General features: G+C 42.8%; 18 protein-coding genes. 5 read left to right on the forward strand and 13 right to left on the reverse strand.

Annotation, left to right across the window (positions count from 1 at the left end; genetic code table 11):
- Positions 1 to 51 precede the first annotated feature (51 nt).
- From JEY82_RS14680 to JEY82_RS14690, 3 genes are read right to left on the reverse strand one after another with little or no spacing between them, the layout of a single operon-like run.
- Positions 52 to 816 (reverse strand): amino acid ABC transporter ATP-binding protein, encoded by a 765-nt coding sequence (locus tag JEY82_RS14680; protein WP_304086898.1) that lies wholly within the window; start codon positions 814 to 816, stop codon positions 52 to 54.
- Entirely contained in the window at positions 817 to 1,854 is a 1,038-nt protein-coding gene (locus tag JEY82_RS14685) for an amino acid ABC transporter permease (RefSeq protein ID WP_304086901.1), read from the reverse strand.
- A 3-nt stretch (positions 1,855 to 1,857) separates the two neighbouring features.
- A complete protein-coding gene (locus JEY82_RS14690; RefSeq protein WP_304086904.1) occupies positions 1,858 to 2,649 on the reverse strand; it encodes an amino acid ABC transporter substrate-binding protein in 792 nt (263 codons plus the stop codon).
- Positions 2,650 to 2,996: 347 nt separating this feature from the next.
- Between JEY82_RS14690 and JEY82_RS14695 the strand changes: the two genes are divergently transcribed.
- The 3 genes from JEY82_RS14695 to JEY82_RS14705 all read left to right on the forward strand — a co-directional run bounded on the left by JEY82_RS14695 (position 2,997) and on the right by JEY82_RS14705 (position 6,774).
- Positions 2,997 to 3,419, forward strand: coding sequence for an Hsp20/alpha crystallin family protein (locus tag JEY82_RS14695; protein ID WP_304086907.1), 423 nt, complete (start codon positions 2,997 to 2,999; stop codon positions 3,417 to 3,419).
- A 20-nt stretch (positions 3,420 to 3,439) separates the two neighbouring features.
- Positions 3,440 to 5,929, forward strand: coding sequence for a Lon protease family protein (locus JEY82_RS14700; protein WP_304086910.1), 2,490 nt, complete (start codon positions 3,440 to 3,442; stop codon positions 5,927 to 5,929).
- A 125-nt stretch (positions 5,930 to 6,054) separates the two neighbouring features.
- The gene (locus JEY82_RS14705) at positions 6,055 to 6,774 is read left to right on the forward strand and encodes a phosphorylase (RefSeq protein ID WP_304086912.1); all 720 of its coding nucleotides are present in this window, start codon (positions 6,055 to 6,057) and stop codon (positions 6,772 to 6,774) included.
- A 190-nt stretch (positions 6,775 to 6,964) separates the two neighbouring features.
- Here JEY82_RS14705 and hpnH read toward each other — a convergent pair whose 3' ends face one another.
- From hpnH to JEY82_RS14730, 5 genes are all read right to left on the reverse strand, one after another.
- Positions 6,965 to 7,978: an adenosyl-hopene transferase HpnH gene (gene hpnH / locus JEY82_RS14710; protein WP_304086915.1), complete on the reverse strand. Its 1,014-nt coding sequence runs from the start codon at positions 7,976 to 7,978 to the stop codon at positions 6,965 to 6,967.
- Positions 7,979 to 8,017: 39 nt separating this feature from the next.
- Positions 8,018 to 8,758 (reverse strand): hypothetical protein, encoded by a 741-nt coding sequence (locus JEY82_RS14715; protein WP_304086918.1) that lies wholly within the window; start codon positions 8,756 to 8,758, stop codon positions 8,018 to 8,020.
- Positions 8,755 to 9,549, reverse strand: a complete 795-nt coding sequence (locus JEY82_RS14720; protein ID WP_304086920.1) for a PhnD/SsuA/transferrin family substrate-binding protein — start codon at positions 9,547 to 9,549, stop codon at positions 8,755 to 8,757. Before JEY82_RS14720 ends, JEY82_RS14715 begins: the two co-directional genes overlap by 4 nt.
- Positions 9,549 to 12,248: an MMPL family transporter gene (locus JEY82_RS14725; protein WP_304086921.1), complete on the reverse strand. Its 2,700-nt coding sequence runs from the start codon at positions 12,246 to 12,248 to the stop codon at positions 9,549 to 9,551. Before JEY82_RS14725 ends, JEY82_RS14720 begins: the two co-directional genes overlap by 1 nt.
- Positions 12,249 to 12,338: 90 nt before the next feature.
- Positions 12,339 to 13,721, reverse strand: a complete 1,383-nt coding sequence (locus JEY82_RS14730) for an aspartate aminotransferase family protein (protein WP_304086924.1) — start codon at positions 13,719 to 13,721, stop codon at positions 12,339 to 12,341.
- Between the two features lie 220 nt (positions 13,722 to 13,941).
- On the opposite strand from JEY82_RS14730, the gene ispH reads away from it, so the two are divergent.
- Positions 13,942 to 14,790: a 4-hydroxy-3-methylbut-2-enyl diphosphate reductase gene (gene ispH / locus JEY82_RS14735; RefSeq protein ID WP_304086926.1), complete on the forward strand. Its 849-nt coding sequence runs from the start codon at positions 13,942 to 13,944 to the stop codon at positions 14,788 to 14,790.
- A gap of 98 nt (positions 14,791 to 14,888) precedes the next feature.
- On the opposite strand, the gene JEY82_RS14740 is transcribed toward ispH, so the two are convergent.
- The 3 genes from JEY82_RS14740 to JEY82_RS14750 are packed head-to-tail and all read right to left on the reverse strand — an operon-like array spanning position 14,889 to position 19,728.
- Positions 14,889 to 17,972, reverse strand: a complete 3,084-nt coding sequence (locus JEY82_RS14740) for an efflux RND transporter permease subunit (protein WP_304086929.1) — start codon at positions 17,970 to 17,972, stop codon at positions 14,889 to 14,891.
- Positions 17,969 to 19,048 (reverse strand): efflux RND transporter periplasmic adaptor subunit, encoded by a 1,080-nt coding sequence (locus JEY82_RS14745; protein WP_304086931.1) that lies wholly within the window; start codon positions 19,046 to 19,048, stop codon positions 17,969 to 17,971. Before JEY82_RS14745 ends, JEY82_RS14740 begins: the two co-directional genes overlap by 4 nt.
- Before the next feature lie 5 nt (positions 19,049 to 19,053).
- Positions 19,054 to 19,728: a CerR family C-terminal domain-containing protein gene (locus JEY82_RS14750; RefSeq protein WP_304086934.1), complete on the reverse strand. Its 675-nt coding sequence runs from the start codon at positions 19,726 to 19,728 to the stop codon at positions 19,054 to 19,056.
- Positions 19,729 to 19,962: 234 nt separating this feature from the next.
- On the opposite strand from JEY82_RS14750, the gene JEY82_RS14755 reads away from it, so the two are divergent.
- Positions 19,963 to 20,493 carry a cysteine hydrolase family protein gene (locus JEY82_RS14755; protein ID WP_304086936.1) on the forward strand — a complete coding sequence of 177 codons (531 nt, stop codon included), beginning with the start codon at positions 19,963 to 19,965 and terminating at the stop codon, positions 20,491 to 20,493.
- Between the two features lie 74 nt (positions 20,494 to 20,567).
- On the opposite strand, the gene JEY82_RS14760 is transcribed toward JEY82_RS14755, so the two are convergent.
- Positions 20,568 to 22,730 carry a bifunctional (p)ppGpp synthetase/guanosine-3',5'-bis(diphosphate) 3'-pyrophosphohydrolase gene (locus JEY82_RS14760; RefSeq protein WP_304086939.1) on the reverse strand — a complete coding sequence of 721 codons (2,163 nt, stop codon included), beginning with the start codon at positions 22,728 to 22,730 and terminating at the stop codon, positions 20,568 to 20,570.
- 1 nt (position 22,731) lies between these two features.
- On the reverse strand, positions 22,732 to 24,396 hold the full coding sequence (locus JEY82_RS14765; protein ID WP_304086941.1) for a peptide-binding protein: 1,665 nt from the start codon (positions 24,394 to 24,396) through the stop codon (positions 22,732 to 22,734).
- Positions 24,397 to 24,618 lie beyond the last annotated feature (222 nt).

Below are 24,618 nucleotides of genomic sequence, written 5' to 3' on the forward strand. Positions count from 1 at the left end.
CGTCTCTACTTTCAGTTCCGGCTCGTTACCGGTTTCCCCGGGAGGAGATATCTATAACAGCTTGTCTAAAAACTCGCTGATTCTCGGATGCAAAACCTTAGAAGAAAAGAATTCATCAGGAGTTCCCTTTGCAATAAAATCTCCCTGTTCCATAAAAATTACCGTATCCGCAACTTCGCGTGCAAATCCCATATTATGGGTGACGATTACCATAGTCATTCCTTCGTTTGCAAGCGACCGTATTGTGTCGAAAACTTCTCCGACAAGTTCAGGATCAAGCGCAGACGTAGGTTCGTCAAAAAGCATCATCTTGGGCTGCATTGCAAGCGCGCGGGCAATGGCGACACGCTGTTTTTGTCCGCCTGAAAGAGTCACTGGATAAACATCCGAGCGATCAGGAAGACCTACTTTATCAAGCATTTTATAAGCTGTATCTTTTGCTTCGGCTTTGCTTTTTTTCAATACAGTTATCTGCCCTTCCATCACATTCTGAAGAACTGTCATGTGCGGGAAAAGATTGAACTGCTGAAAAACCATGCCGATTTCAGAGCGTAAAGCACAAAGCTTTTTTTGAGAATCAAGTACTAGTTTATCGCCACGGGTTACATATCCACAAGGCTCTTTCTCAAATAAAATTTCACCGGAATCAATAGTTTCTAAAAAGTTCATTGTCCGTAAAAGAGTGGATTTGCCAGACCCGCTTGGCCCGACAATAACCACCTTCTCTCCGCGCTTAATTTTAAGGTCGATATGATTGACCGCAGTGAGAGATCCGAAAGATTTAACAACCTGTTTTAATTCTAAAATGGTTTCCATTTAACGCCTTTCGTATACCCCCACCTTGTATTCGAGTTTCTCGAAAGCAAAGGTGAACACGGTTGTAAAAATAAGATAAATAAATGCAGCAAGAACAAGCACAGTAATATTAAAATATGCGTTGAACATCTGGTCTGCCGCACGCATAAGCTCTACCATCGCAATGGTTGAAACAAGTGCTGTATCCTTGATGAGTGCAATAAATTCATTGGCAAACGGAGGAATGATTCTCTTATAAGTCTGAGGAATTATAACCCGGCGCATAGTCTGGGAGTAGGTCATTCCAAGAGCTTTAGCTGCTTCGGTCTGTCCATGATCAATTGATTCAATTCCAGCCCGGATGATTTCAGCAAGATATGCGGAATAGTTAATTCCCAGACCGATCAAGGCTGAAACAAGCGGGGATAAGGTAATCCCCATCGCCGGCAAACCGTAATAAATAAAGAAAAGTTGTAAAAGAAGCGGTGTGCCGCGAAAAAACCAGATAATAAACCAGCTTATGCCGGAAAAAGGCTGAATCTTGCTTATCTTACCCAGCGCAATGAGTAGTCCGCCGATAGGCGAAACTAACATTGTAAAAAATACGAGCACAAGCGTCATGGTCGCACCCTTAAGCAGCGACGGCAAAAAGCGCAGGCAGTCATCGACAACCTGACGCCATTGCGGACGGATAGACCTATCCACAGATGCTATAAAATTTTTAGCTTCAATATTATCGGGATAAACCGCAATAATCTCTTCGCTGTATTTTTTAGCCTTGCTCAGATCTTCAAGGGAAAAATTAAGCCGCGCAAGCTGCATGCGGGAATATACAAACTCACCGTCATCACCTTCCGGTCCGGGAGCAGGAATTTGCTCAAACAAAACCTGTGCCTGATCAATATGACCAAGCGACAGAGCATCACGCGCCTGTTTAAGAATCGCGTCGGACTTTTCTCCGGCCTCTGAAACAGCCGTAACCGTAAGGAGGGTAAACAAGAGAAAGAGCGAGGCCAAAAAAGCCCCGCTCTTTCCGAATTTATTATCTAAAGTAATCATTTTTTACCATTTAGCAGGATTGGTAATATCTTCACCGAACCACTTGCGGGAGATTTTACCCATTGTTCCGTCAGCAACCATTTCATCAATGGTAGACTGAACTTTTTCTTCAAGGGATTTATCATTCATGCGAAAAGCAATACCGAAAGGTTCGCTGGAAATGAATCCGGGCAGACCCATGTATTTTCCGGGACGGGTGGACATGTAATAACGGCCTGCAATGTTATCAACAACAACAGCAGAAATACGACCGGCTTCGAGGTCGAGGAATGCTTTAGGGTTGGTGTCATATTCACGAATTTCAACAGGAGCAGGTTTCAGACTCTTTGCAGCTTCCAAAGCAGGGGAACCTTTCTGAACACCAACGATTTTGCCACCGAGTTCTTTGGAAGACTTTACTTCTTTGTTACCCATAGCAACAACTGCAATCTGTCCGTCCATGATGTAAGGCTTTGAAAAAAGAACCTTAGCCTGACGTTCAGCAGTGATAGTCATACCATTCCAGATACAGTCAAATTTATTTGAATTGAGAGAGTGAATAACTCCGTCCCATGCGGTAGGCTGCCATACAATCTTGAGTCCGAGGCGCTTTCCGACTTCTTCTGCCGCATCAATATCAAAGCCGACAAGTTTGCCGTCATCAAGACGGAAACCCATTGGAGGGAAAGCATCATCAAGCCCGATTGCGAGCTTTCCGCTATCCTTAACTTTGTTCCATGAATCATCAGAAGCCTGAGCCATGACTGCGAAGGCCAACATCATAGCAACCATAAGAATTACTAATAATCTTTTCATGTTCACTCCTCAAAAATTTATTACGTTCCACATGATCAGGATAATTAAAAACATATCAAAAACACTTTCTATGTCTTTTTTAACAATCCTGAAGAGATGAACCAAATATCTTATGAACCATGAACATGCAAGGCTGAACAGGTGCAAAAAAACAACTTCGTTATATTTATAAGATTAAAATCACATTTTTTACTTAATTATTCCATCTGCACCATCAAAATACATTCCTTTTTACCAAATCAAGTAAAAAACTGGTTTTCCTTGTTAAAGCAGTTGCTAATCTTTTCAGCCGTGTGATAACTTATATACAACTTATATTCCCACTAGATATAATAAGGAGATTACACATGCCCAATCTTACTTCGTGGGGAAGCCGGGAAATAGAAAAACTTAAAAATGATATGGATAGACTCTTTGACAGTCTATGTGTGGATTACGGCATCCCTTCAGTTTGCGGAATAATTGACTGCACCCCCAGAACTGAAATGAAAGAACAGAATGAAACACTTGTGGTAAGAACCACCATGCCCGGTTTTCAGGCTGAAGATCTGGGAGTTTCTGTAACTGAAACGACTATGACTATTTCCGGTGAAAAAAAGGTTACCTTCCAAGGCGGCCGAAAAACCAACCATTTTAAAAAGACTATCCCACTTCCATGCCGGGTCGATCCGGAAAATGTAAGAGCCACATTTAAGGATGGAGTACTGGAAATAGTACTGCTCAAGTGCATCATTAAACCGCAAAAAACAATCTTCATAACCGCTGAATAGAATTCAATACGGAGATCAGTATGACTTCTACCCTTGAAAGCAGAGAACTCAAGCAGGAACAACTCCGATGGACCCTTGTTCCCGAAGAGCTACCCTTCAACTCGACAAAAGACCTTGAAGTAGACGAAGAGATCATCGGACAAAGCCGTGGCGTCGAAGCTTTTAAATTCGGAATGGGCATGCCCCTGAAAGGATATAATATTTTTGTAACCGGCCCGGCAGGAACCGGTAAACAGGCAACTGTCAAAAAACTTCTCAAGGACTTATCTAAATCAGATAAAAGCCCGGATGACCTTCTCTACGTAAATAATTTTAAAGCAACTGAATCGCCTATCCTTATCCGCATGGCAGCAGGCGAAGGTTCTGTTTTTAAAAAAGATATCCACGACTTTTTAGAAAATATCAAACGTGAAGTTCCTCAATTATTTGAAAGTCAGGAATACATCGCACGTAAAAATGAAATTATCGAGCTGCATGAAAAGCAGACCAGAGAATTCTTTCAAGGAATCGAAGATAAAGTGAAAGATTCCGGACTGGTCATTGTAAACATGCAAATGGGCCCCTTTCAACGCCCGGACGTAGTGCCGTTAGTTGACGGGGAACCGATGCGGATGATTCAGCTGGAAGAAAAGGTTGAAAAAGGGCGTTTTCCGCGTGAAGAATTTGACAGACTGAAAGAAAAACAAAAAGAGCTGAAAGATGATGTAGACAACATACTGCTACAAGTCCGCAAACTTCAAAAAGAGGTGAAAAAGAAAAGCGAAGAAGTAGACAAGATGATGTTCATGACTCTGGCTCAAGACCTGATCAGCTCGCTACAAGAAAAATATCCTGACGAAAAAATATGTAAACATTTTGATGATATGCTTGAGCATATGAGCGACGATCTTGAATCATTAAGAATGATCGGTAAAAAACCGCAACCGGGTGAAGGTGGAATGATGTTTATGCCGCCACAGGCAGAAGCTATTCTTCATCCTTATCAGGTAAATTTACTAGTGGACAACTCTGAACAAACCAGTCCTCCCGTAATTTTTGAAACCTACCCTACTTATCGGAACCTGTTCGGATCAATTGAAAGAGTGATGGACCGACACGGTGGATGGCGCACTGACTTTACGAAAATTCAGGCGGGTTCATTTATTAAGGCGAACGGCGGCTATCTGGTCATCAACCTCATGGATTCCATTGTGGAACCGGGAGTATGGCCCACCCTAAAACGATCGCTTAAAACTGAAAAAATAGAAATTCAGACCTTTGACCCTTATTACTTCATATCTCCGTCAGGGCTGAAACCTGAACCGATTGAAATGGACGTTAAAGTTGTTGTTCTAGGCGAACCGCACCTTTACCAATTGCTTCGTCATTATGACCCCGATGTTTCAAAAATATTCAAAGTAAGAGCAGATTTTGAAACATCTATGGACCTTGATAATGACGCGGTTACCGCTGTTTCAAGCTTCGTAAGCAATATGGTTAAAAAAGATAAACTGATGGATTTTGACCGCTCAGGTGTGGCCGCCATTATCGAACAATCAGTGCGAATGTCGGGACGGCAAGAAAAAATATCAACATCGTTTCCTTTGCTGGCAGACCTTATGGGAGAAGCAAACTACTTTGCAGGACGCAACGGATCAACATTCGTAACCTCTGACCATGTAGATAAAGCTATCAATGCCCACAGAAAACGCTCCAACCAAATGGAAGAGCGGCTTCAGGAAATGATCGACCGCGGTAGTATTTATGTTGATACCGACGGCGCAAAAGTCGGTCAGGTTAATGGACTGGCTGTATATTCACTCGGCGATTATTCCTTCGGAAAACCATCGCGAATCACAGCTGTGACCGCCATGGGTAAAGGAGGAATTATAAACATTGAGCGTGAGTCTGATATGTCCGGCCCCACTCATAACAAAGGAATATTCATTTTATCCGGCTTCTTAAGACAAAAATTCGCACAGGATAAACCTCTATCTCTCACCGCAAGTATCGCTTTTGAACAATCATATGGCGGAATTGACGGTGACTCAGCATCCTCAACCGAACTTTATGCCCTGCTCTCAAGTCTGGCAGATGTCCCCCTCCGTCAGGACATTGCTGTCACAGGTTCAGTTAATCAGAAAGGAGAAGTTCAGCCGATCGGCGGCGTGAACCAAAAAATTGAAGGGTTCTATCTGTGCTGCAAGCATGCAGGATTAACAGGCAAACAGGGAGTAATGATCCCCGAACCTAATGTTAAAGATCTTATGCTACGTAAAGACGTTGTCGAAGCCGTCAAAGAAGGCAAGTTCCACATCTGGTCGGTTGAAAACATCGCGCAGGGGGTTGAAATTCTGACTGGAATTCCAGCAGGAGAAAGCGATCCTGAAAATGGATATCCCGCTGATTCGATCTATGGCAAAGCTAACACCCGCTTGATTGATCTTGCCGAAGGACTAAAAAAATTCAACGCCCCAGATGATGAATCTAAAGAAAAGAAACTGTCTTCGGGTGGATGTTGTTCGGGATAAACCCGGCTCTTAAATTATATCTGATACAAATAAAGAGCCGCAGGTCAAATAAAGCCCTGCGGCTCTTTACCATACTGTCCTTCTAATCTATCTTGCCGATTCATCAGTAAAAAAAGGAATATAATATGCCAGATAAAACAGTTGGAATCGTTGCGGCTATGGAGCAGGAAGCAAAAGCTATTTGCCCTGTATCAGAAAAGAGTATGCTTGGAAGATTTGAACTGCTTTCAGGGATTTTACCGGGCGGAAATCTCTTTATGTGCATAATCTCAGGAATAGGAACTGAGCGGGCTGCGGAGGCGGCAAATCTACTTGCACAAAAAAAACCGAACCTGATACTCAGTGCCGGAGTTTCAGGAGGACTGGCTCGCGGAACATCTGCTGGAGATCTTTTAGCGGCTTCCACAATTCACTCAGAAATACCTGAGATTGAACCCTGGCATGAATCTGAACAGGATGCTGATACTCGTAAAGAACTCCTGCCGGCCTATAGACGAATTCCTTCCGGCCCCATGGTTACAGCCGCAGCTCCAGTGATGACACAACAAGAAAAGACTTCGCTCCACGACAAAACAGGAGCTCTTGCCGCAGATATGGAAAGCATTGCCGTGGCACAAGTTGCCGCAAAAGAAGGAATACCCTTCGCCTGTATTCGCGCTGTCAGTGACGCATCAACCAGAGCAATTCCAGCCGAATCTTTAAACGGAGTTACAGCCGACGGCAAAACACAACTGACTCCGATTTTAAAAGCAATTGCAAACCGCCCTTCCCTGATCCTTGAACTGATACCGATGGGAATGGATTATTCCAAGGCTCTTAAAAGCCTCGGTAAAATTTTTGTGTGAAAAAGAAGAAGAGCCTCCGGCGGCTTGAACCTTTTTGGGAAAAGTGTTCAAGACTCCCAAAACTTTTTAATAGGTTAGAAAGTCTAATAAAAAGAAACCTGTAATTACTACTTCAAATAAAAAATCCTCTCAAGCTTAGCTCCAGAGGATTTTTTTAATTAAAGTTAGCCCTTTGGCCGTCGGAGACAATTTAATCTAAATTTAAGCCCCTAAGAGCAAGCATTGCTCCTTTAATAGGACGCTTTACTGAATCGGCAACAGAGGTTGGTTCAAATCCGCAATGCACCATGCAGTTTGCACAGCGAGGATCGTTACCCACTCCGTATTTATCCCAATCAGTCTGTTCCATAAGTTCCTTGTAAGTTGGAACAAATCCGTCTTCAAGCAGATAGCAGGGACGCTGCCAACCATGCACGGAACGACAAGGATTTCCCCAAGGGGAACAGGAATAATCCTGATTTCCGGCGAGGAAATCGAGATAAAAGCTGCTGTGGCTGAAATCCCATTTTTTCCCTTTGCCGAGTCTAAAAATTTCGCGAAAAAGTTTTTTGCTCTGGTCACGAGTAAGGAAACTGTCCTGATCGGCTGCGGCTTCATAGCTGAACGCGGCTGAAAGAGTCATTCCATCAACACCAAGTCCGGTGAGGAAATCAAAGAACGCAGCTGCATTTTCAGGGGTCTGCCCACCGAAAAGAGTGGTATTCGTATTAACTCTGAACCCTTTGGATTTAAGCAATTTAATTGATCTGATTGCGGACTGGAATACGCCCTGCTTGCAGACAATATTATCATGCACTTCTTCCAAACCATCGAGGTGGATATTGAAAGTAAGATATGGACTAGGCTTAAACTGATTGATGCGTTCAGGAATAAGAATTCCGTTGGTGCAAAGATATACAAACTTTTTACGCCTGACTAATTCTTTGACAATAGCAGGAATTTCAGGATGCAGAAGAGGTTCGCCACCAGGGATTGAAACAATCGGTGCGCCGCATTCTTCAACTGCAGCTATACACTCGTCAAAAGACAAACGCTGGTTTAAAACTGATGCAGGCTGATTAATTTTTCCGCATCCTTTGCAACGCAAGTTGCACTGGAACAAAGGCTCCAGCATAAGAACCAACGGATAATGTTTATTCCCCTTAAGTGTCTGTGAAAGAATATATTTCCCAAGTCGAGCTATCTGTATTGCAGGAATTGCCAAAGTCCTATCCTCTTTGCCGCCCTAAAAACGGCGGGTTTATTATTTTTTAGCAGCAGGTGCTTTTTGACATGCGCCTACTAACTTCTCATATGTATCTGTTTTTAATGATTTCTTATCAAAACCTTTACTCTTTAAAGCCTGTGAAAAATGAGCACACGCTTTAGCTTTTTCACCATCTTCAAGCAAAGCAGCGCCGTATCCAAGGTGATTCAAATAAAAGTCAGGACTAATTTTTACAGCTTTCTCAAAATGAACTAAAGACTTACCGATATTTCCTACACTTAGTGGAGGAGAAGGAGCTTCTAAATAAAGCTCACCCAGCATACGGTCAGGTCCACCGAAATCAACTTCGGGAGAAAGCTTTTCAGCCAACAGTGCTTCTTGCTCCAAGACAGGCACAAGGTCAAGCCCACGCAAGGGCGAAAGTTGCGCCTCTTTACCAGCTAAAAACGCAGAAATATAATGTCCCACTCCGCTTTTAGGATTTTTCTTAAGATATGTATCGATAACTTTTCGCCCGGCAATAGCATCATCAGTTTTAGTAACTGTTCCACTTTCAAGCAACCAAGCATAACAAATTGCAGATTCAAGATTATCCGCATCCTTACTGCTGGCAGCAAGTGATTCAGCTTGTTTTAGGGTGCATGATTTCCAAAGAGAAACATCTTTTGTTTTATACTCAATCGTTGGGACTGTGGCAGTTGCACCGGTTTGAGCTGCACAACTGCAGATAAAACATCCTAAAATTGCGATCATCACGATGCGAAAGGATAAAATCATTTAAGCTCCTTATCAGCAGGTCCGAATCCGTTAGTCTGCAAAAGTTTCAGTAAACTTGCAGCCGCAGGATCGTCTTTCATATCAAGCAAAATCGCCTGAAGTCGAAAAGAATCATCAGTCACCTTGCCGAACCATACCACAGGACTGTTAGGAAGTTTCCCCGATTCGTAAACAACCTTCACACCGGAAAAACGATCCGTTCCGCTAAGCACCGAATACTGAACTGCGTTCAGACATACTCCGGCAGCCTTCCCTTTATTAACCCAGCGCAATTTACTGAGAGGCCTTGATGTCCCTTCAATTACGAGCTGATTTTCAACTTCATCTTTTTTAAAAAGGATTTTGCGGGATTCAGGAGTATAAAGCATAGAACCGAAAACAGTCCCTTTAATATCTTTCACAGAGTCCGGCCCGTCACACGGAGCCAGAATTCTCCAGACATCTTTATCAAGTCCCTGCGGCAAAGTGGATGCAATAGGGGTCATTATATATTTATCTGAGTAGCTAGTGAAAAACGTTAATCCACAAATACCCCATATCGGTTTATTCTCATCAAGATATTTAAGAGCAGGTTCCAATTCATTAAAATAAACACCGGTTGCAGGCTTACCAAGTTTTTCGGAAACATACTCTGCAAGTGAATCCATTACCGGCTGAGCATCTGCGGATGTTCCGGGCTGACCAGGCTCAATAATGACAAATTTAAATGATTCAGCCGCGCCAGCAGAAGAGACAGCACCCGCAACAGATAAAATCAAAATAAAAGTAATCGCTAATATTTTTCTTAACATTATAGATTTTTTCTCCCCTTAAACTGTTCGATCAGTCTGAAAACAGCAGGCAATATGACCATACATCCGACCATACAAGTTGCAGAGCCGACAACCATGATTCCGCCGAGGGAAGCAAGCCCTCTGTGATGAGCCAAAAGCAACCCGCCGAAACCAATCATTGTGGTACAAAAACTTAAGCCCACAGCAACAGGAGTACTCGTGTCGTAGAGTCGTTCACCTTTTGCAAGTTCTTTCCATCTGGCAAGAAAATGAACTCCGCCGTCTACTCCAATGGCGATAAGAACAGGGATCGCAAAGAAATTAGCTAAATTAAAACTTAATCCCGTCCCCCCCATCACTTCAAGTAACCAGAAAATACCTACAATCAAAGGAATAAGAGTAAGCAATACATAGCTTACACTGAATGAAGTAAAAAATAAAATTATTGATACCAATACAATTGTAAGCACGGCGGCTTCGGTGAATGTGTCACGCATAAGCAGTGAAGATTCAAGGACAACAACCGGAACGCCCGTAACTTCCGGATCAATTTTTCTAAGGTCCGCGACAAAAGATTTCAACAACTCAAAATCCCAGACATTGCCCACAGCAGCAATTTTAACCATAAAACTGCCGTCTCTACCTATATATAAAGAACGCAAATGTTCCGGCAGGTCGTCAGATTTTACAGAACGAACTTCTAAAATTTCTTTAATCCATTTGAATGAAGACGAAAGCTCACTTACCAAACGGGTCTGAATCGGCACAAGATTTTGAACAGCCGATGGATTTTTATCTATCAAAGCTATACAGGACGAAGCCTTATCCAAAAGATCTGAAACAAGCTGCAATTCTTCTTTCGCTCCGGCAGAAAACAACTTTTCCTCTATACCTTCGAGCGAATCCGTCAACTTTTCAAGTGAGCCTGAAACCTGATCAGACACAAGCGCCACAGGAGGTGCATTAAAATCCATGCCGTCTAAATACTTAGCTTCACCACGAAGAATCTGAGCCTTTTCCTTTTGACCTTCAGGCAAAAAATTCAAAATAGAATCAATCCTGCCCACCGAAGGAATATTTTTCAGTTGCTGCGTAAGAGCTGTAACGCTTTCTAGATCGGGCCTTGTCATAACCGCGAACCAAGTAGATTCGTCAGAGTCATTAATTAATTTATGTTCATACTCAACGGATTCAAGACCTTTTGCTTGAAGATCAAGCAGATTGTAATTAAATCCGGCATTCTTCAACCCCGGATAGGCAAGTGCCGACAATATCAAAGCGACAGCAAGAACTGATTTCGGGCGTGAAATAACCTTATCCATAAAGGGCATGGTCGCCATACGCGGATGAGATGAAGGGAAAAGATTACGTCTTCCGGCAATAAGCAAAAGTGATGGAAGAACCGTCAGCATGGAAATAAGACAGAAAATGATTCCGGTTCCACCAATAAGTCCAAGCTCGGCCAGCCCCACGAATTCCTGTCCTAACACGGCATAAAAAGCACATACGGAGGTTATTCCGCCAAGAAGAACACCCGGACCGGTATGCATCAATGATTCTTCAACCGCGTCTTCAGGCGAAAGGCCCGCAGCCGTACCCTCAACATATCGTAGAACAACATGAATACCGAAATCCACACCGATTCCGACGAGAACAAGCGCGAAAACAATAGATAAAAGATTAAGACTTCCCAGCGTTACCAGAGCAAATCCGAAAGTCCACGCCATGGCGCAAAAAAGGGAAAACATAACCAGCGCAGGCCTGAGCCAGCCATGAAGAACTATCATAAACAACAGCCCCACCAGCAGAACAGAGACAATTGAGGCAAGAGTCATATCGTCATTAGTGGTGATCATTTCATCAGCCGAAAGAACAGGCCGTCCGGTAAGTCCGGCGCTGACCTCTGGAAATTCTTCACGGGTCTGATTCAGAGAATCACGAACAACTTTAAGAGCCTGACCAATAACAGACATTGCCGCAAAATCTTTTTTAGGCAGAATACGCATGATCAGGAGTTTGCCGTTGCGGGTATAAAAATACTGCATTCCGGCTTTATCCAAATTCAACACAGGACCGGAATTTTCAGATAAAACAGTTCCCTTATTAAGGACACTTTCCATTTTTCCGACCAGCGAATCCAAAGCCCCCACCATGGGAATGAGCATTTCAGGATCAGCGGCTCCGCCCATATCTTTTTTACCGCTGAGCAGTTCCGCATTCATATCCAGAAACTTTGCCAGCCCCGGCCCATTGAACCATTCATTACCAAGCGGCCCTATATTGCGGGCAAGCTTAACAAAATCACGCAGTTCATCTTCCGAAGCAAACATCAATACGCCCGGCCCCATATCCCTTGCGGACATGGCATAATGAACTTCTCTAATTACATTAGGCTTTCCTTCAAGCTTCGATGCAAGAGATGAGGCAAAAAGAGCAGCCTGCTCCTTACCCTTATCTGTCCCGCCGGTCTCAATGACCACGAACATATATTCCTGATCGCCGAAATTCTTAATCTGCTCAAGATTTCGCTTCTGAAAAGGAAGGTCATGAGAAAGTAAATTATCCTGATCACTGTCCAGCTTAAGATACAAAGCGGAAGAAACTCCGCAAATAATAGCTAGAACAAGACCGCATATGACTATTGTTCCGGGGCAGGTGCGAACCATGCGCCAAATAACAAGAATCAAAAAATTCTGAATTTTTTTGAATATATCCACAGAAAATACGCCCGAAACTTTATAAAATATTCGGGTCTTTTCAATATGTTGAGAAGCGTCGGAAGCAGCTTTTAAACGAAGCTCAGACTACTAAGAAGTACGGGCTGTACGAATCCCCAGATCTTTAACGGTTTTCCAGCCTGAACCTGTGATTTTATGAGCTTCTTTCAGCACCGAGTCCATTGCTGCGAGAAACTTGTCTACGTCATCATCATTAATCATTAGCGGCGGAAGAATTTTAACAGTATCAAGACCGTGCCCGGCAACCTGACTTAAAATATCATGCTTCTCAAGCAACGGCATGGTTATCATCTGACAGAACAAATCATCATTCATTTTATGAAGCAGCTTCCAGCTTGCTTTAAGAGCCAAAGACTTTGGTTCGCCGAACTGCATCCCGATCATAAGTCCTTTTCCGCGAACTTCGGTCAACATTTCATACTTTTCAGCAAGTTCCCGCATTCCTTTAATAATACGCTCACCCAGTCTGTCAGCATTCTCTGAAAGTTTTTCCTGTTCAATTATTTCAATTGTTGCCAGTCCGGCTGCCATAGCAAGATCGTTCTGACCAAAAGTATTTGAATGAGCAAAACATCTTTCCATTGAATCAAAAATTTTAGCATGTATAGCACGGGTGGTAATAACAGCTCCAACAGGAATATAACCACCGGAAAGAGCTTTAGAAATTACCAATATATCAGGCTTAACACCCCAGTGGTCTACTGCGAACATTTTACCGGTTCGACCCATTCCGCACTGAACTTCGTCGGCAATCATCAAAGTGCCGTAACGATCACATAATTCACGCGCGCCTTGAAGATATCCATCTTCGGGCACAAAAACGCCCTTGCCCTGAACTGTTTCAAAGATAAAAGCACCGACATCACCACCGGAAAGAGCTTTCTCAAGAGCATCTAAATCATTAAAAGGAACTCCTGAACAGTCCGGCAGTAAAGGTTCATTTCTACCCCTGAACTCTTTATTACCATTCACAGAAAGCGCACCGAGAGTCAGTCCATGAAAAGCATGTTCACAATGAACGAGTTTATGGCGCCCTGTGGCCTGTCTCGCAAATTTAAGAGCTCCTTCAACCCCTTCCGTTCCGGAATTGGTAAAAAAGACAGCTTCAAGGTCGCCCGGAGCTAACTCAGCAAGCTTTTCAGCAAGCATTCCCGACAGCACTCCCAAATCCATTTGAACAAGACTGGCTGTTTTAGCATCAATAGTTTCATGCAGAACCTCAGCAACATGAGGGTGATTACGACCTATATTGTAAACTCCGAATCCCGCGAGAAAATCCAAAACTTTCTTTCCCTTTGCATCTGTCAGATACGCACCTTCGGCAGACACGTAATTCCGGTCATATCCAATTACTTCCAGAACCCTGACGAATTGAGGGTTAACATATTTACGATGAAGATCGTAAGACTCTGTAATTCTTGATTTATATTTACTAACAATATCAGAAATCATCGTTTTAAACTCCACTATAATTTTACTGTCATTTATTCTGTTTAAAGAGAATTATGGAAAATACTCTGCTTGCTCTCCGCGGTCAATGGCTTGCCACTAATTTTGATGCTTGACAACAAAGTTGCCAAAACCGCCTTTGACCTGTAGATTTATGCATATCATAACGACCTATAAAACAGGCTTAAATAAAAATCGCTGCCTGCAAAGGAGGCTACAAATAATGAGTAAAGTAGTAAGGGCTGAAACAGCCGGTTTTTGTATGGGAGTCGACCTTGCTCTCAACAAATTGGACTCACTAATTGAAAACAAGGACCGCGGATCTATCTATATTTTAGGACCGATCATTCACAACCCGCAGGTACTTGAAGAATATGAAAAAAAAGGCGTAATAACTGCCAATTCAGCTGACGAAATCCCCAGAGGATCTTTTGCTGTAATCAGAGCACACGGAGTTCCGCAAAACGTTGAAGAAGAACTTCGCGAAAGAGGCATAAACGTAATAGACGCAACATGCCCGAAAGTAAAAAAAGCACAGCTCCTTATTAAGCGTAACACTACTGACGGACGCATCCTCCTGCTTTACGGTGAAGACAGCCATCCTGAAGTTAAAGGACTTTTAAGCTATGCCCCCTCCGGCACGTGTCTCTTCGACAGCACAGAAGAGCTCAAATCTATCGAGTTGGATCCTTCAAAAAAATACTGTCTTGCAGCACAAACCACTCAAGACCGTATTATTTATGACGAAATAATTCAATACCTTGAAAGTAAAGGGCTTGATGTAATTGTGCTTAACTCCATATGTGACGCAACCCGCCAGCGGCAGGAAGAAGCTATAGCACTCTCCAGCAAAGTCGATCACATGATAGTTGTCGGCGGACGCATCAGCGGCAACACCCGCAGATTAGTTCAGGTTGTTGAAGCAACCGGAACAAAGTGTACTCATGTAGAAATAGCCGAAGAACTCCCCCTTAATGGGCTTAAAAATTTCAAAACAATAGGACTCACAGCCGGAGCTTCTACTCCCAAAAGGCTTGTCGACAGCATTCAGCAGATTCTTGAAGAGCTTTAATTAAGACCTATTTATTTCTACCTGTTAACAACAAAACAGCCCGCAATTTATATTAAAAATTGCGGGCTGTTTTAGTAACAATTTAAATTCAAACGGTTCTATACATCCCGCCCCTTATCAATCACTGCGGAATTCCATGTATAGTTTTTAAATCCCTGCTTAAAAAACAGGGAATATAAAACCGGACACAAAATCAGAGTCAGCACAGTAGCAAACATCAAACCGGACATAATGCAGTTTGCCATCGGCCGCCACATTTCGCCCCCTTGTAACGAGAGCGGAACCATTCCGATAATCGTAGTCGTCGCGGTCATAATAATCGGCCTTGCTCTTTCAAGGGAGGCAAGCACGATTGAATCAGCTAATTCAATACCCTTACCACGCTGCATTTCGATTCTATCTATCAACATAATCGCATTGTTAACAATAATTCCAAGCAGACTGATCATTCCCAGCATTGGCATAAATCCGAAAGGAGAATTAGTGAGAATCATCCCCGGCGTAATTCCGCACATCATGGGCGGCAACGTCAGAAGGATGATAAGCGGCCTTCTGAACGAGTTAAACTGAAAGATAAGGACAAGAACAAGCAGCCCCATTGCCAGAGGCATGTTGGCGTTAATTGATTCCTGACTCTCCTGACTCTTTTCAAACTCGCCGCCGTAACTGACCGAATATCCCATTGGCCATTCGGAAGATTTCATCATTTTTTCTATCTTCGGACGCACAGCATCAAGCGTTTGCAATGCGAAATATCCATCATACAGATCGGCCTTAACTGTCATTGTCCGAGTCTGATCTCTGCGGCGAATATCAGAAGGCTGCCAAACCAGTTCAGATGTGGCTATCTGACTGAGCGGTACACTTCTGCCGTCCTGATATGAATAGACATTTATACTTTCAAGCTTATCAAGTCTGTTACGAAAAGAATCTTCACTTCTAAGTACAATCGGAATATTAACATCACCCTCGCGATACGTAGAAGCCTGATAGCCGCTCATGCCTGATTGAAGGCTCATTGCGACATCAAAACTTGAAAGTCCTGCTTCACGCGCCTTATTCTGATCAACATCAACCACCATCTTTTTAGCCCACTGCCCCCAGTCATCCCAAATACGGGCAACTCCGGGAGTAGCTTCCAGCAAGAACTCAATCTTATCTCTTAATGCGTACAATGTTTTTTGATCTGGCCCGGAGATACGAATCTGAACAGGCGCTCCGACAGGTGGGCCGTTCATCAATTTTTTAAGGCTGAAATCTGCATCAGGGTAATTGCTTTTAAGTTCCGTGCGAGTTCTGGCTATAAGCTTATCCACATCTTCAATGGCTCTGGTGTTAACAATAAAAGTTGCCAGATTGTCATTGCGCTGTTCGAGGTTAAGCGGCAGATACCACCTTGGACCACCATGACCTATAAAGGTTCCGATACTATCCACCCCTTCATCTGCGAGCAGATACTTCTCAAGCTTTGCAACTTCCTCAGCTGTAGTGCTTATATCCGAACCGAAAGGCTGCCAGAAATCTATTGTAAACTGCGCTCTTTCATTAGGCGGAAAAAACATTTTCGGAACAAATTGAAATCCCCAGAAAGCAGCGATACATCCGACCAGCACCAGAGAAAGAAAAGCCGTGCGATGTTTTAGACAGAACAATAGTAAACTTCTGTAGACGTTATACATACGACCTGAAAATGTCTGAATTACTACTTTGGGCTTGAGTACATAAAAACAAAGCATGGGGATCATGGTCATGGATAAGGCCCATGAACATAACAGGGTCAATGTAACAACCACAAAAAGAGAAAAACAATATTCCCCAACCGTACTTTCAGCGAGCGGAATGGGAAGAAACGCAAAAATAGTAGTCAGAGAAGCGGCAAGAAGCGGCATCCAGAGTTCTGAAACAGCTCCGATAACAGCCTTCATTCGATCTTCGCCAGCCGCAAGCTTTACCAGAATAGCCTCTGAAACGACTACTCCGTTATCAACTAAAATCCCCAGTGATATTATCAAAGAAGCAATTGATATTCTTTGTAAAGCCACATCAAAAAACGGCATCAATGCTATACATCCGAGCATGGCCATCGGGACCAGCGACCCCGCAACAAGGCCAGTCCTGAATCCTGCAAATGCGAGAATAACTAAAACTACAAACAGAAAAGATTCAAGTAGATTGATCATAAAATTGTTAACAGCCGTTTCTACATATTCCGGCTGATACACGACAATATTATAATTCATGCCGTGATACAGATTCGCTGAAAGCTGATCAAGCTTTGCTGTGACTCTCTTGCCCAACTCCATGATATTATTGCCGTCTGCCATTGAAACGGCAAGCATAATGGCGGGAGCACCGTTATAACGGCTCATTACAGACGGCGGATCGGCAAAACCTCTGGAAACCTTTGTAACATCGGAAAGTTTCATGCTGGACTTCATGCCTTCAAGCCTCATTGAAAGGGAAGCAATGTCGTCTACAGACTTAAATTCTCCGGTCGGTTCAATGGAAATTCTGTCGGGCCCTACTTTGGATGAACCGCTCGGTCTTATGGAATTCTGATGATCAATCATCTGTCCCACGGCAAATGGGCTTACCCCTGCCGCAGCCATACGCGAGTTGGAAAAATCGATATAAATTCTTTCGTCCTGAAGGCCCCAGCGATCAACCTTCCCAACGCCTGAGACCATCAGCAATTCATCACGGGTATAATCCGCAACATCCTTAAGTTCACGATATGAAAAGCCGTCCCCCGTCAGCGCAATAATAATACCGAATACATCTCCGAATTCATCATTGATGACTGGAGTCATCGCCTCTGACGGTAAAGTCGGCTGAGCATCCGAGACTTTGTTACGCAGCTTCTGCCACATGGGATTCATATTTTTGATGGAAGCATAAAATTCCACTTCGATAATAGAAATCCCCGTCATTGACTGAGAACGGACTACTTTGACATCACCGATTTCACGAATTTTCTCTTCAAGTTTATCCGTGACAAGTTCCTCAACACGCTGAGGAGAAGCCCCGGGAAAACCGGTTATCACCACCCCGGTCCGGATAGTAAAATCCGGGTCTTCCGCCTTGGGAATATTCATAAAAGTCATTACCCCGCCCAGCGCTATGAGCAGGAAAATGGCAATCGATGTGCGATTATTTTCAATGCACCACTTTGCAATGTTCACGAAAGATCTCCGACTGTTTTAACCTTCATGCCATCCTTAAGAGAATGAACTCCACGCGTCACAACAGTCTCACCGGCCTTTAAGCCTTCTTTTATCTGAACACCTATAGGAGACAATGAACCGATATCAACCTTGCGCAACTTCACAATAGTACTATTTTCAACAACCCAGACATGGTTGCTGCCATCTGGATTACCTACAACAGCTGACGGTGGAACAAATATATGACTGCTTCCTGTGCGCCCGGCAAAATTGACATCCCCTGACATCCCGCTACGGAGAAGTTTATCAGAGTTATTCAGGTAAACCTTAACCGGAAAAGAAGCCCTCTGATTAGCTCCGATACCGACCTCCATGACAATGCCTTTCATAACTTTTCCGGGCAGCGCATCAAAAGTAACTTCCACATCTTCCCCTTCGCTGACTTGCGAAATCAAAGTATCAGGAAGTAATATACTCATCTTCATCTGCCGCCCTGCGTTAAAAACAATTACACCCTGTCCAGATTGAACATTTTGATGAATATTAACATTTACCTTGCTTACCCAACCATCAAAAGGAGCTATAAGAACTGTATATTTAAGTTTTTTACGGGCGATATCGAGCATCTTTGCCGTGGCATTCAGATGAGCTTCCTGAGATTTAAAGTCAGCAACGGCCTGATCCAGCTCACTCTTAGATATTACCTTACGGTCATAAAGCTGAGCAACTCTGTCCACATCGGCTTTTGCGCGGGTAAAATTTGCACGGACCTGTTCAAGCTGAGCTTCTATCTGATTAACTTCCAGCTCATAGTCAGCGGGGTCAAGCTGAGCGACAACATCACCGGCGCTGAATTTTCTGCCGATCTGGTCACCGGGAAAAGATATAATTTTTCCGCCTACACGAAATGAAAGTTCCGATTCAAGAGCATCTTCCGCAGTACCGGAAAAGGTCCATTGCCTGTCGGAAAGAGATTCTCCTACCTGCATTATTTTTACAGGGCGTATAATTTCCTCGACAGATCCCTGCTTAGTCTTGCATCCGGCAACAACTAAAAAACTCAAACACAAGACTGTAAGTATTACTTTATTCATTTTCACTATTCCTGACAGCCTACAAAGGAGACTGCTCTTCTACACAAAACTTCTGTGATTATTTCTATATTTTCAGGTGTATATTCATCCCAGCCAAGTCTTGTCATAAGTACCTTCGGATTAACAAACTTTAGAACCATTCCCATAAGGGCAGTACCTACAATCAATCGTTCTTCTTCAGAAACCTGACTCTCCATTGCAACGGCAAGAAGCTCTCCCAAACTCTCAAATGTCGGAGTAAAGAGATATTCATCAAGCATTGGATATAATTCACTCGGAGCAGCAAGCTCTCTTGTAATAATAAGTGCAGCCCACATCGTTTCCTGGCTTCCTGCCGATCGCCTGATAAAGAAACCGAAATACCATTTAACTAAATCACTTTTTGTAAATTTATTCTGTTTCACCATATCAACACGCTCACGCACTTCTTCCAATGATGGAAATATTTCGCTCCTGCGTTCAATCATACTTTGTAAAATAGCCTCATAAAGTCCAAGTTTACCGCCGAAATGATAACCGACCGTGGCAAGATTTATCTCCGCTTCCATAGCAAGATTTCGCATGCTCACGCCTCTGAAACCATTCAATGCGAACAACCTTGCTCCAACCAGCAAAAGCCGCTGGCGAGTCTCTTCCCCCCGTGACTTTTTATTCTTCGGTCCCTTGGATATATCAGCCATATTAAAAACCTCTTATTAATTTGAGTTAATAAAAGTTAACTACACGCCACTCAAAAGTCAAACGTTTGTTTAAAACTATTGTTTAAATACAGTAAATTACACACAACACATTATAAAATATGAATTAAAAAGAGTTGTCTCCAATCTTCAAATTAAACTTTCATTCTGCGATACAATAATTTATTTCAAAAATATAAACCGATAGATTATGAAGAAAGAAACAGGAGAATAATTATGACAGCACTGCTCGTTATCGATATGCAACAAGGCGTATTTGAAGGGAATAAAAAAAGATTTGATTCAGCAAATATTATTGAACGCATAAACCTGCTGATAGATTATGCACATCTAAAAAACATTCCAGTCATCTTTATTCGCCACCACACTCCGGCAGAAGATGATCTTAAATATGGCTCTGACGGCTGGCAGATTCTTCCCGCCATGCATAAAAAAGACTCAGACATAATCGTTGAAAAAACATGCTGTGATTCTTTCTGCAAAACTGATCTTGAAGAACAACTCAATAAGCTTGGTGTGAAAAAACTGATTGTAACAGGATGCTGCACAGACTTTTGCGTAGATACAACAGTTCGCGAAGCCGCCAGCAAAGGATTTGAAGTAACGGTAGTATCAGATGCACATACCACTGCCGAGAAACCATATCTTGAAGCAAAAATTATTATAGAACACCACAACTATGTATGGTCTGAGATGGAAACACTGCATCCAATTAATGTTCGCCCTGCTGCGGAAATAATCAAATAAATAAAGCCCCCTTAAAGCTTGCTTTAAGGGGGCTAAATATCAATTAAAACGCTATCTTATTAACTTACGCAGAATCAACTTATCCTTGTCGTTTCCAGCACTGCATCAATAGTTTTAAGCCTGTTTAATGCGCGATGCAGATGTCCGAGGTCGCGAACTTCTACTGTGAATTCCAGTAATGAAATACCATCCACATCAGACTTAAATGTGCCTGAATCAATATTCACGTCCTGCTCAGCCAAAACAGAACAGATTTTTGCAAGCAGCCCTTTGATATTTTTACAACGGATACTTATCTGCGCAGGATGAGAATCCTCTTCCTTTCCACCGGACCATGAAACGCTTAAGAGGCGTTCTTCCTCAAGGCTTTTTACATTCGGACAGGTTGCGGCATGAACAACCACTCCACGCCCACGACTGATATACCCAATGATAGGTTCACCGGGCAACGGAGTACAGCAACCGGCAAAACGAATAAGAACATTATCAACGCCTTCAATCTCAATTGAATTAGCGACATTCTGGCTCTTATCTTCATTTACATGCGGTTCATGGATCTCAGCCTCTTCCGGCTCACCCTCAATATTGTTGATTACCGCATAAAGCCGGCGCAAAACTTTCTTGGGAGTAATTCGCGAATATCCGATATTTGAAAGTAAATCATCAACATTTCCACATGAAAATTCATCCGCAAGCATGACAAAATAACCGTCTTTGACAGCTTTAGGGACATTAAGATTCATGCGGCGGCCTTCTTTCTCAAGCATCTCTTTAGCCAGACTGATAGAGTGCTCTCTTTCTTCAGTCCTGATGTAATGCTTGATACGGGTACGGGCCTTTGCAGTCTTTACAAACTTAAGCCAGTCACGACTAGGCTTACGTTTTTTATCAGTAAAAATTTCTACAGTGTCACCATTTTTAAGAGCTGTTGTCAGCGGCACAAGTCTGCCGTTAACTTTAGCTCCCGTACAATGATTTCCGACATCAGTGTGGATAGAATACGCGAAATCTACAGGAGACGCGCCATCCGGCAGTTCTTTAATATCACCGCCGGGTGTGAAAATATAAACTTCGTCATTAAACAGATCAAACCTGAGCGAGGACATAAATTCGCGAGGATCTTCAAGCTCACGCTGCCAGTCCATAATCTGCCTGAGCCATGAAAAACGCTCAGCATCTCTATTCTGTTTTGAAGAGCTAGTGCCGGATTCTTTATATTGCCAATGAGCGGCAACACCATATTCAGCAACCTTCTGCATTTCTTCAGTACGAATCTGAATCTCAATGCGCTCCCCTTCGGGACCGACAACGGTCGTATGCAAACTCTGATACATATTTGCTTTAGGAATAGAAATATAATCCTTGAAACGTCCTGCAACAGGCATCCACATGGAATGAACCAGTCCAAGGACTGCGTAACATTCCTTCACAGATTCAACTACGACCCTGAAAGCTATGATGTCATGAACTTCATCAAGTTCAAGTCCCTGACGCACCATTTTATTATAAATGCTATATTTATGCTTGGTTCTACCGTTAATAGAACCTTTGAGTTCGTTGCTTTCCAAAACGTCATGCAAAAGACCCAGCACTTTATCAACATATTCTTTACCCAGAGTATGCTGGCGTTCAAGGCCGTCGGTAATATTCTGGTAAATATCCGGTTTTAAATAGTAAAGACAAAGGTCTTCAAGATCGCGCTTAACCATGTACAGGCCAAGCCTGTTAGCAAGCGGAGAATAAATATCCAGTGTTTCCTGAGCTATTAAAAGCTGCTTGTAACTCTTCTGGAAATCCAGAGTACTCATATTGTGCAAACGGTCAGCAAGCTTAACCATAAGTACGCGAATATCTTCAGCCATAGCCAGAATCATTTTACGGATATTTTCTGCTTTCGCTATCGCTTTGGACTCAAAATCCATCATCCCTATTTTGGTCACGCCGTCGACAATATCCGCGACCTCTTCGCCGAACAGATCCGCAATTTCATCAATTGTTGTATCTGTATCTTCAACTGTATCATGAAGAAGACCTGCTGCAACAGTAGGTTCATCCATCCGCATATCAGCTAAAATCTTTGCAACATGAAGAGGGTGAGACAAATAAGGCTCACCTGAAAGACGCACCTGTCCTTCGTGAGCGCGCGCAGAGAACACATAAGCTCTCCGAATGAGATCCATATCAGGATCATCAATATAGGTACTGACTATATCAGTAATTTCATTAATTCTTATCATCTTATTGCTGTATCCTGAGCTTCTTCTGGGATGAGGTGGGTATCCACCAGCTGTTTGAATTGTAATCGAGTCCTGCGGGGGCAATTTTCAACCCTTTAATCCGGCTCTGATATATGGGAAGCGACATTTCTACGTAAAGAAAACAATACGGCTGCTCTTCGTGCATTATTTCCTGAATCCGGTCATAAATAACCTTACGCTCTGCCTGAGCTAAAGTTGTACGGCCTTTTTCCAAAAGTTCGTCAAGTTCAGCGTTACGGAATTTTACAAAATTAAGTCCACCGGGCACGGCCTTTGAAGAGTGCCATACATCATAAATATCTGGATCTTGAAGGATATTCCAACCAAGAATGGTTGCATCAAACTGCCCTTTATTAATAAACTCCTTAATAAAGGCGGCCCACTCAACTGTTCTTATCTGAACATCAATACCGACATCCTTAAGACGGTTCTGAATAATTGTTGCGGCCTTAATTCGCAAGGTATTTCCCTGATTTGTCAAAATAGTAAAAGCAAAAGGGATTCCTTCACGGTCAAGAATGCCATCTCCGTCTGTGTCTGACCAGCCAGCCTCTTTCAAAAGCTCTATAGCTTTCTCCGGGTGATACCCATACGGCACAAGCTTATCATTAAACACCCATGTACCGGGCTTATAAGGGCCGATTGCGGGGTAACCAAGTCCTAAAAGCACACCTTTAACTATTTCTTCTTTATTTATAGCATAAGAAATAGCCCGTCTCACGAGGACATCTTTAAAAAATTTACTTTCCGTATTGAAACCAAGATACACATAAGAAAAAGAAAGATACTTAAATTTCTGAAAATCTTTTTCCCAGCTTTTACCTACAGTCTGAAACAGATACTGCTGAGGAGTAAGCCCCATGCTGTCCAATTTTCCGGTTTTAAGTTCTAAAAACTGAGTTGAAAGATCAGGAATGATTCTGTAAACGATCTCATCAATATTAGGACGCCCCTCAAAATAATCCTCATTTGCCTCAAGTATAAGTCTCTGACCGGGAATCCATTCCTTAAGCTTATATGGCCCCGCCCCTATGGGTGCACGGGCATACCGAGTTTCAGTCAGTTTCTCATTTTCAAGCAAATGTTTGGGCAGAATATGATGCGCCCATGTTATCAGCGAGCGGGCAAAAACTTTATCATAAGTAACTTCAAATGAATACTTACCCGTAAGCTTAAATTCTTTGATATTCAGATAATCCGCAGCGTAAGCTGTTGGAGTATTAGGATCAATCATAAGTTTATACGTAAATTCAACATCTTCAGCAGTAAGAGGCACACCGTCAGTCCATTTTATATCATCACGCAGAGTGAATTTTAACAGCTTGCCATCATCAAGAACCTCAAAAGATTTTGCTGCCTCACCAACTAATTCAATATCTTTGTTGTACTTTAGTGGAGAAACAAATAACTTGCTTGCTACGGAATGGCTTGCACTGTCCGAAGACAAGGCCGAAATAAGATTTATCGGCTCCGCAAGAATCGGTTCAGTAAGCCTCCCACCGTAAACAGGCTCACTTTTTTCCGTGGACGTGACAGAACTTTCAAGAGAAGTCCCTTTTTCTGCATCCTGCCCGGGGGCTTGTCCGCATGAAGATAAAAATAAAAGACAGCCGGATAAGACAAAACAGACTACACTTTGAATCATGTTTTCCTTGTTTTTTTATAGAAAATATTTGATAAAATTAGTTAAACTGCTATGACTAAACAGTATGGACTAATGTGCTTAAAAAGCCAAGCAATGTGTGGTAACGGATTGACCAAAACGTTTTTTTACCTTACGGAAACACCGTAACAAGCAAATTCCAAACAACACTTTATTATAAACAATATCAACCATTATGCAATTACTTACTAAAGATAGAGTTCG

This window comes from Maridesulfovibrio ferrireducens (assembly GCF_016342405.1).
Taxonomy (GTDB): domain Bacteria; phylum Desulfobacterota; class Desulfovibrionia; order Desulfovibrionales; family Desulfovibrionaceae; genus Maridesulfovibrio; species Maridesulfovibrio ferrireducens_A.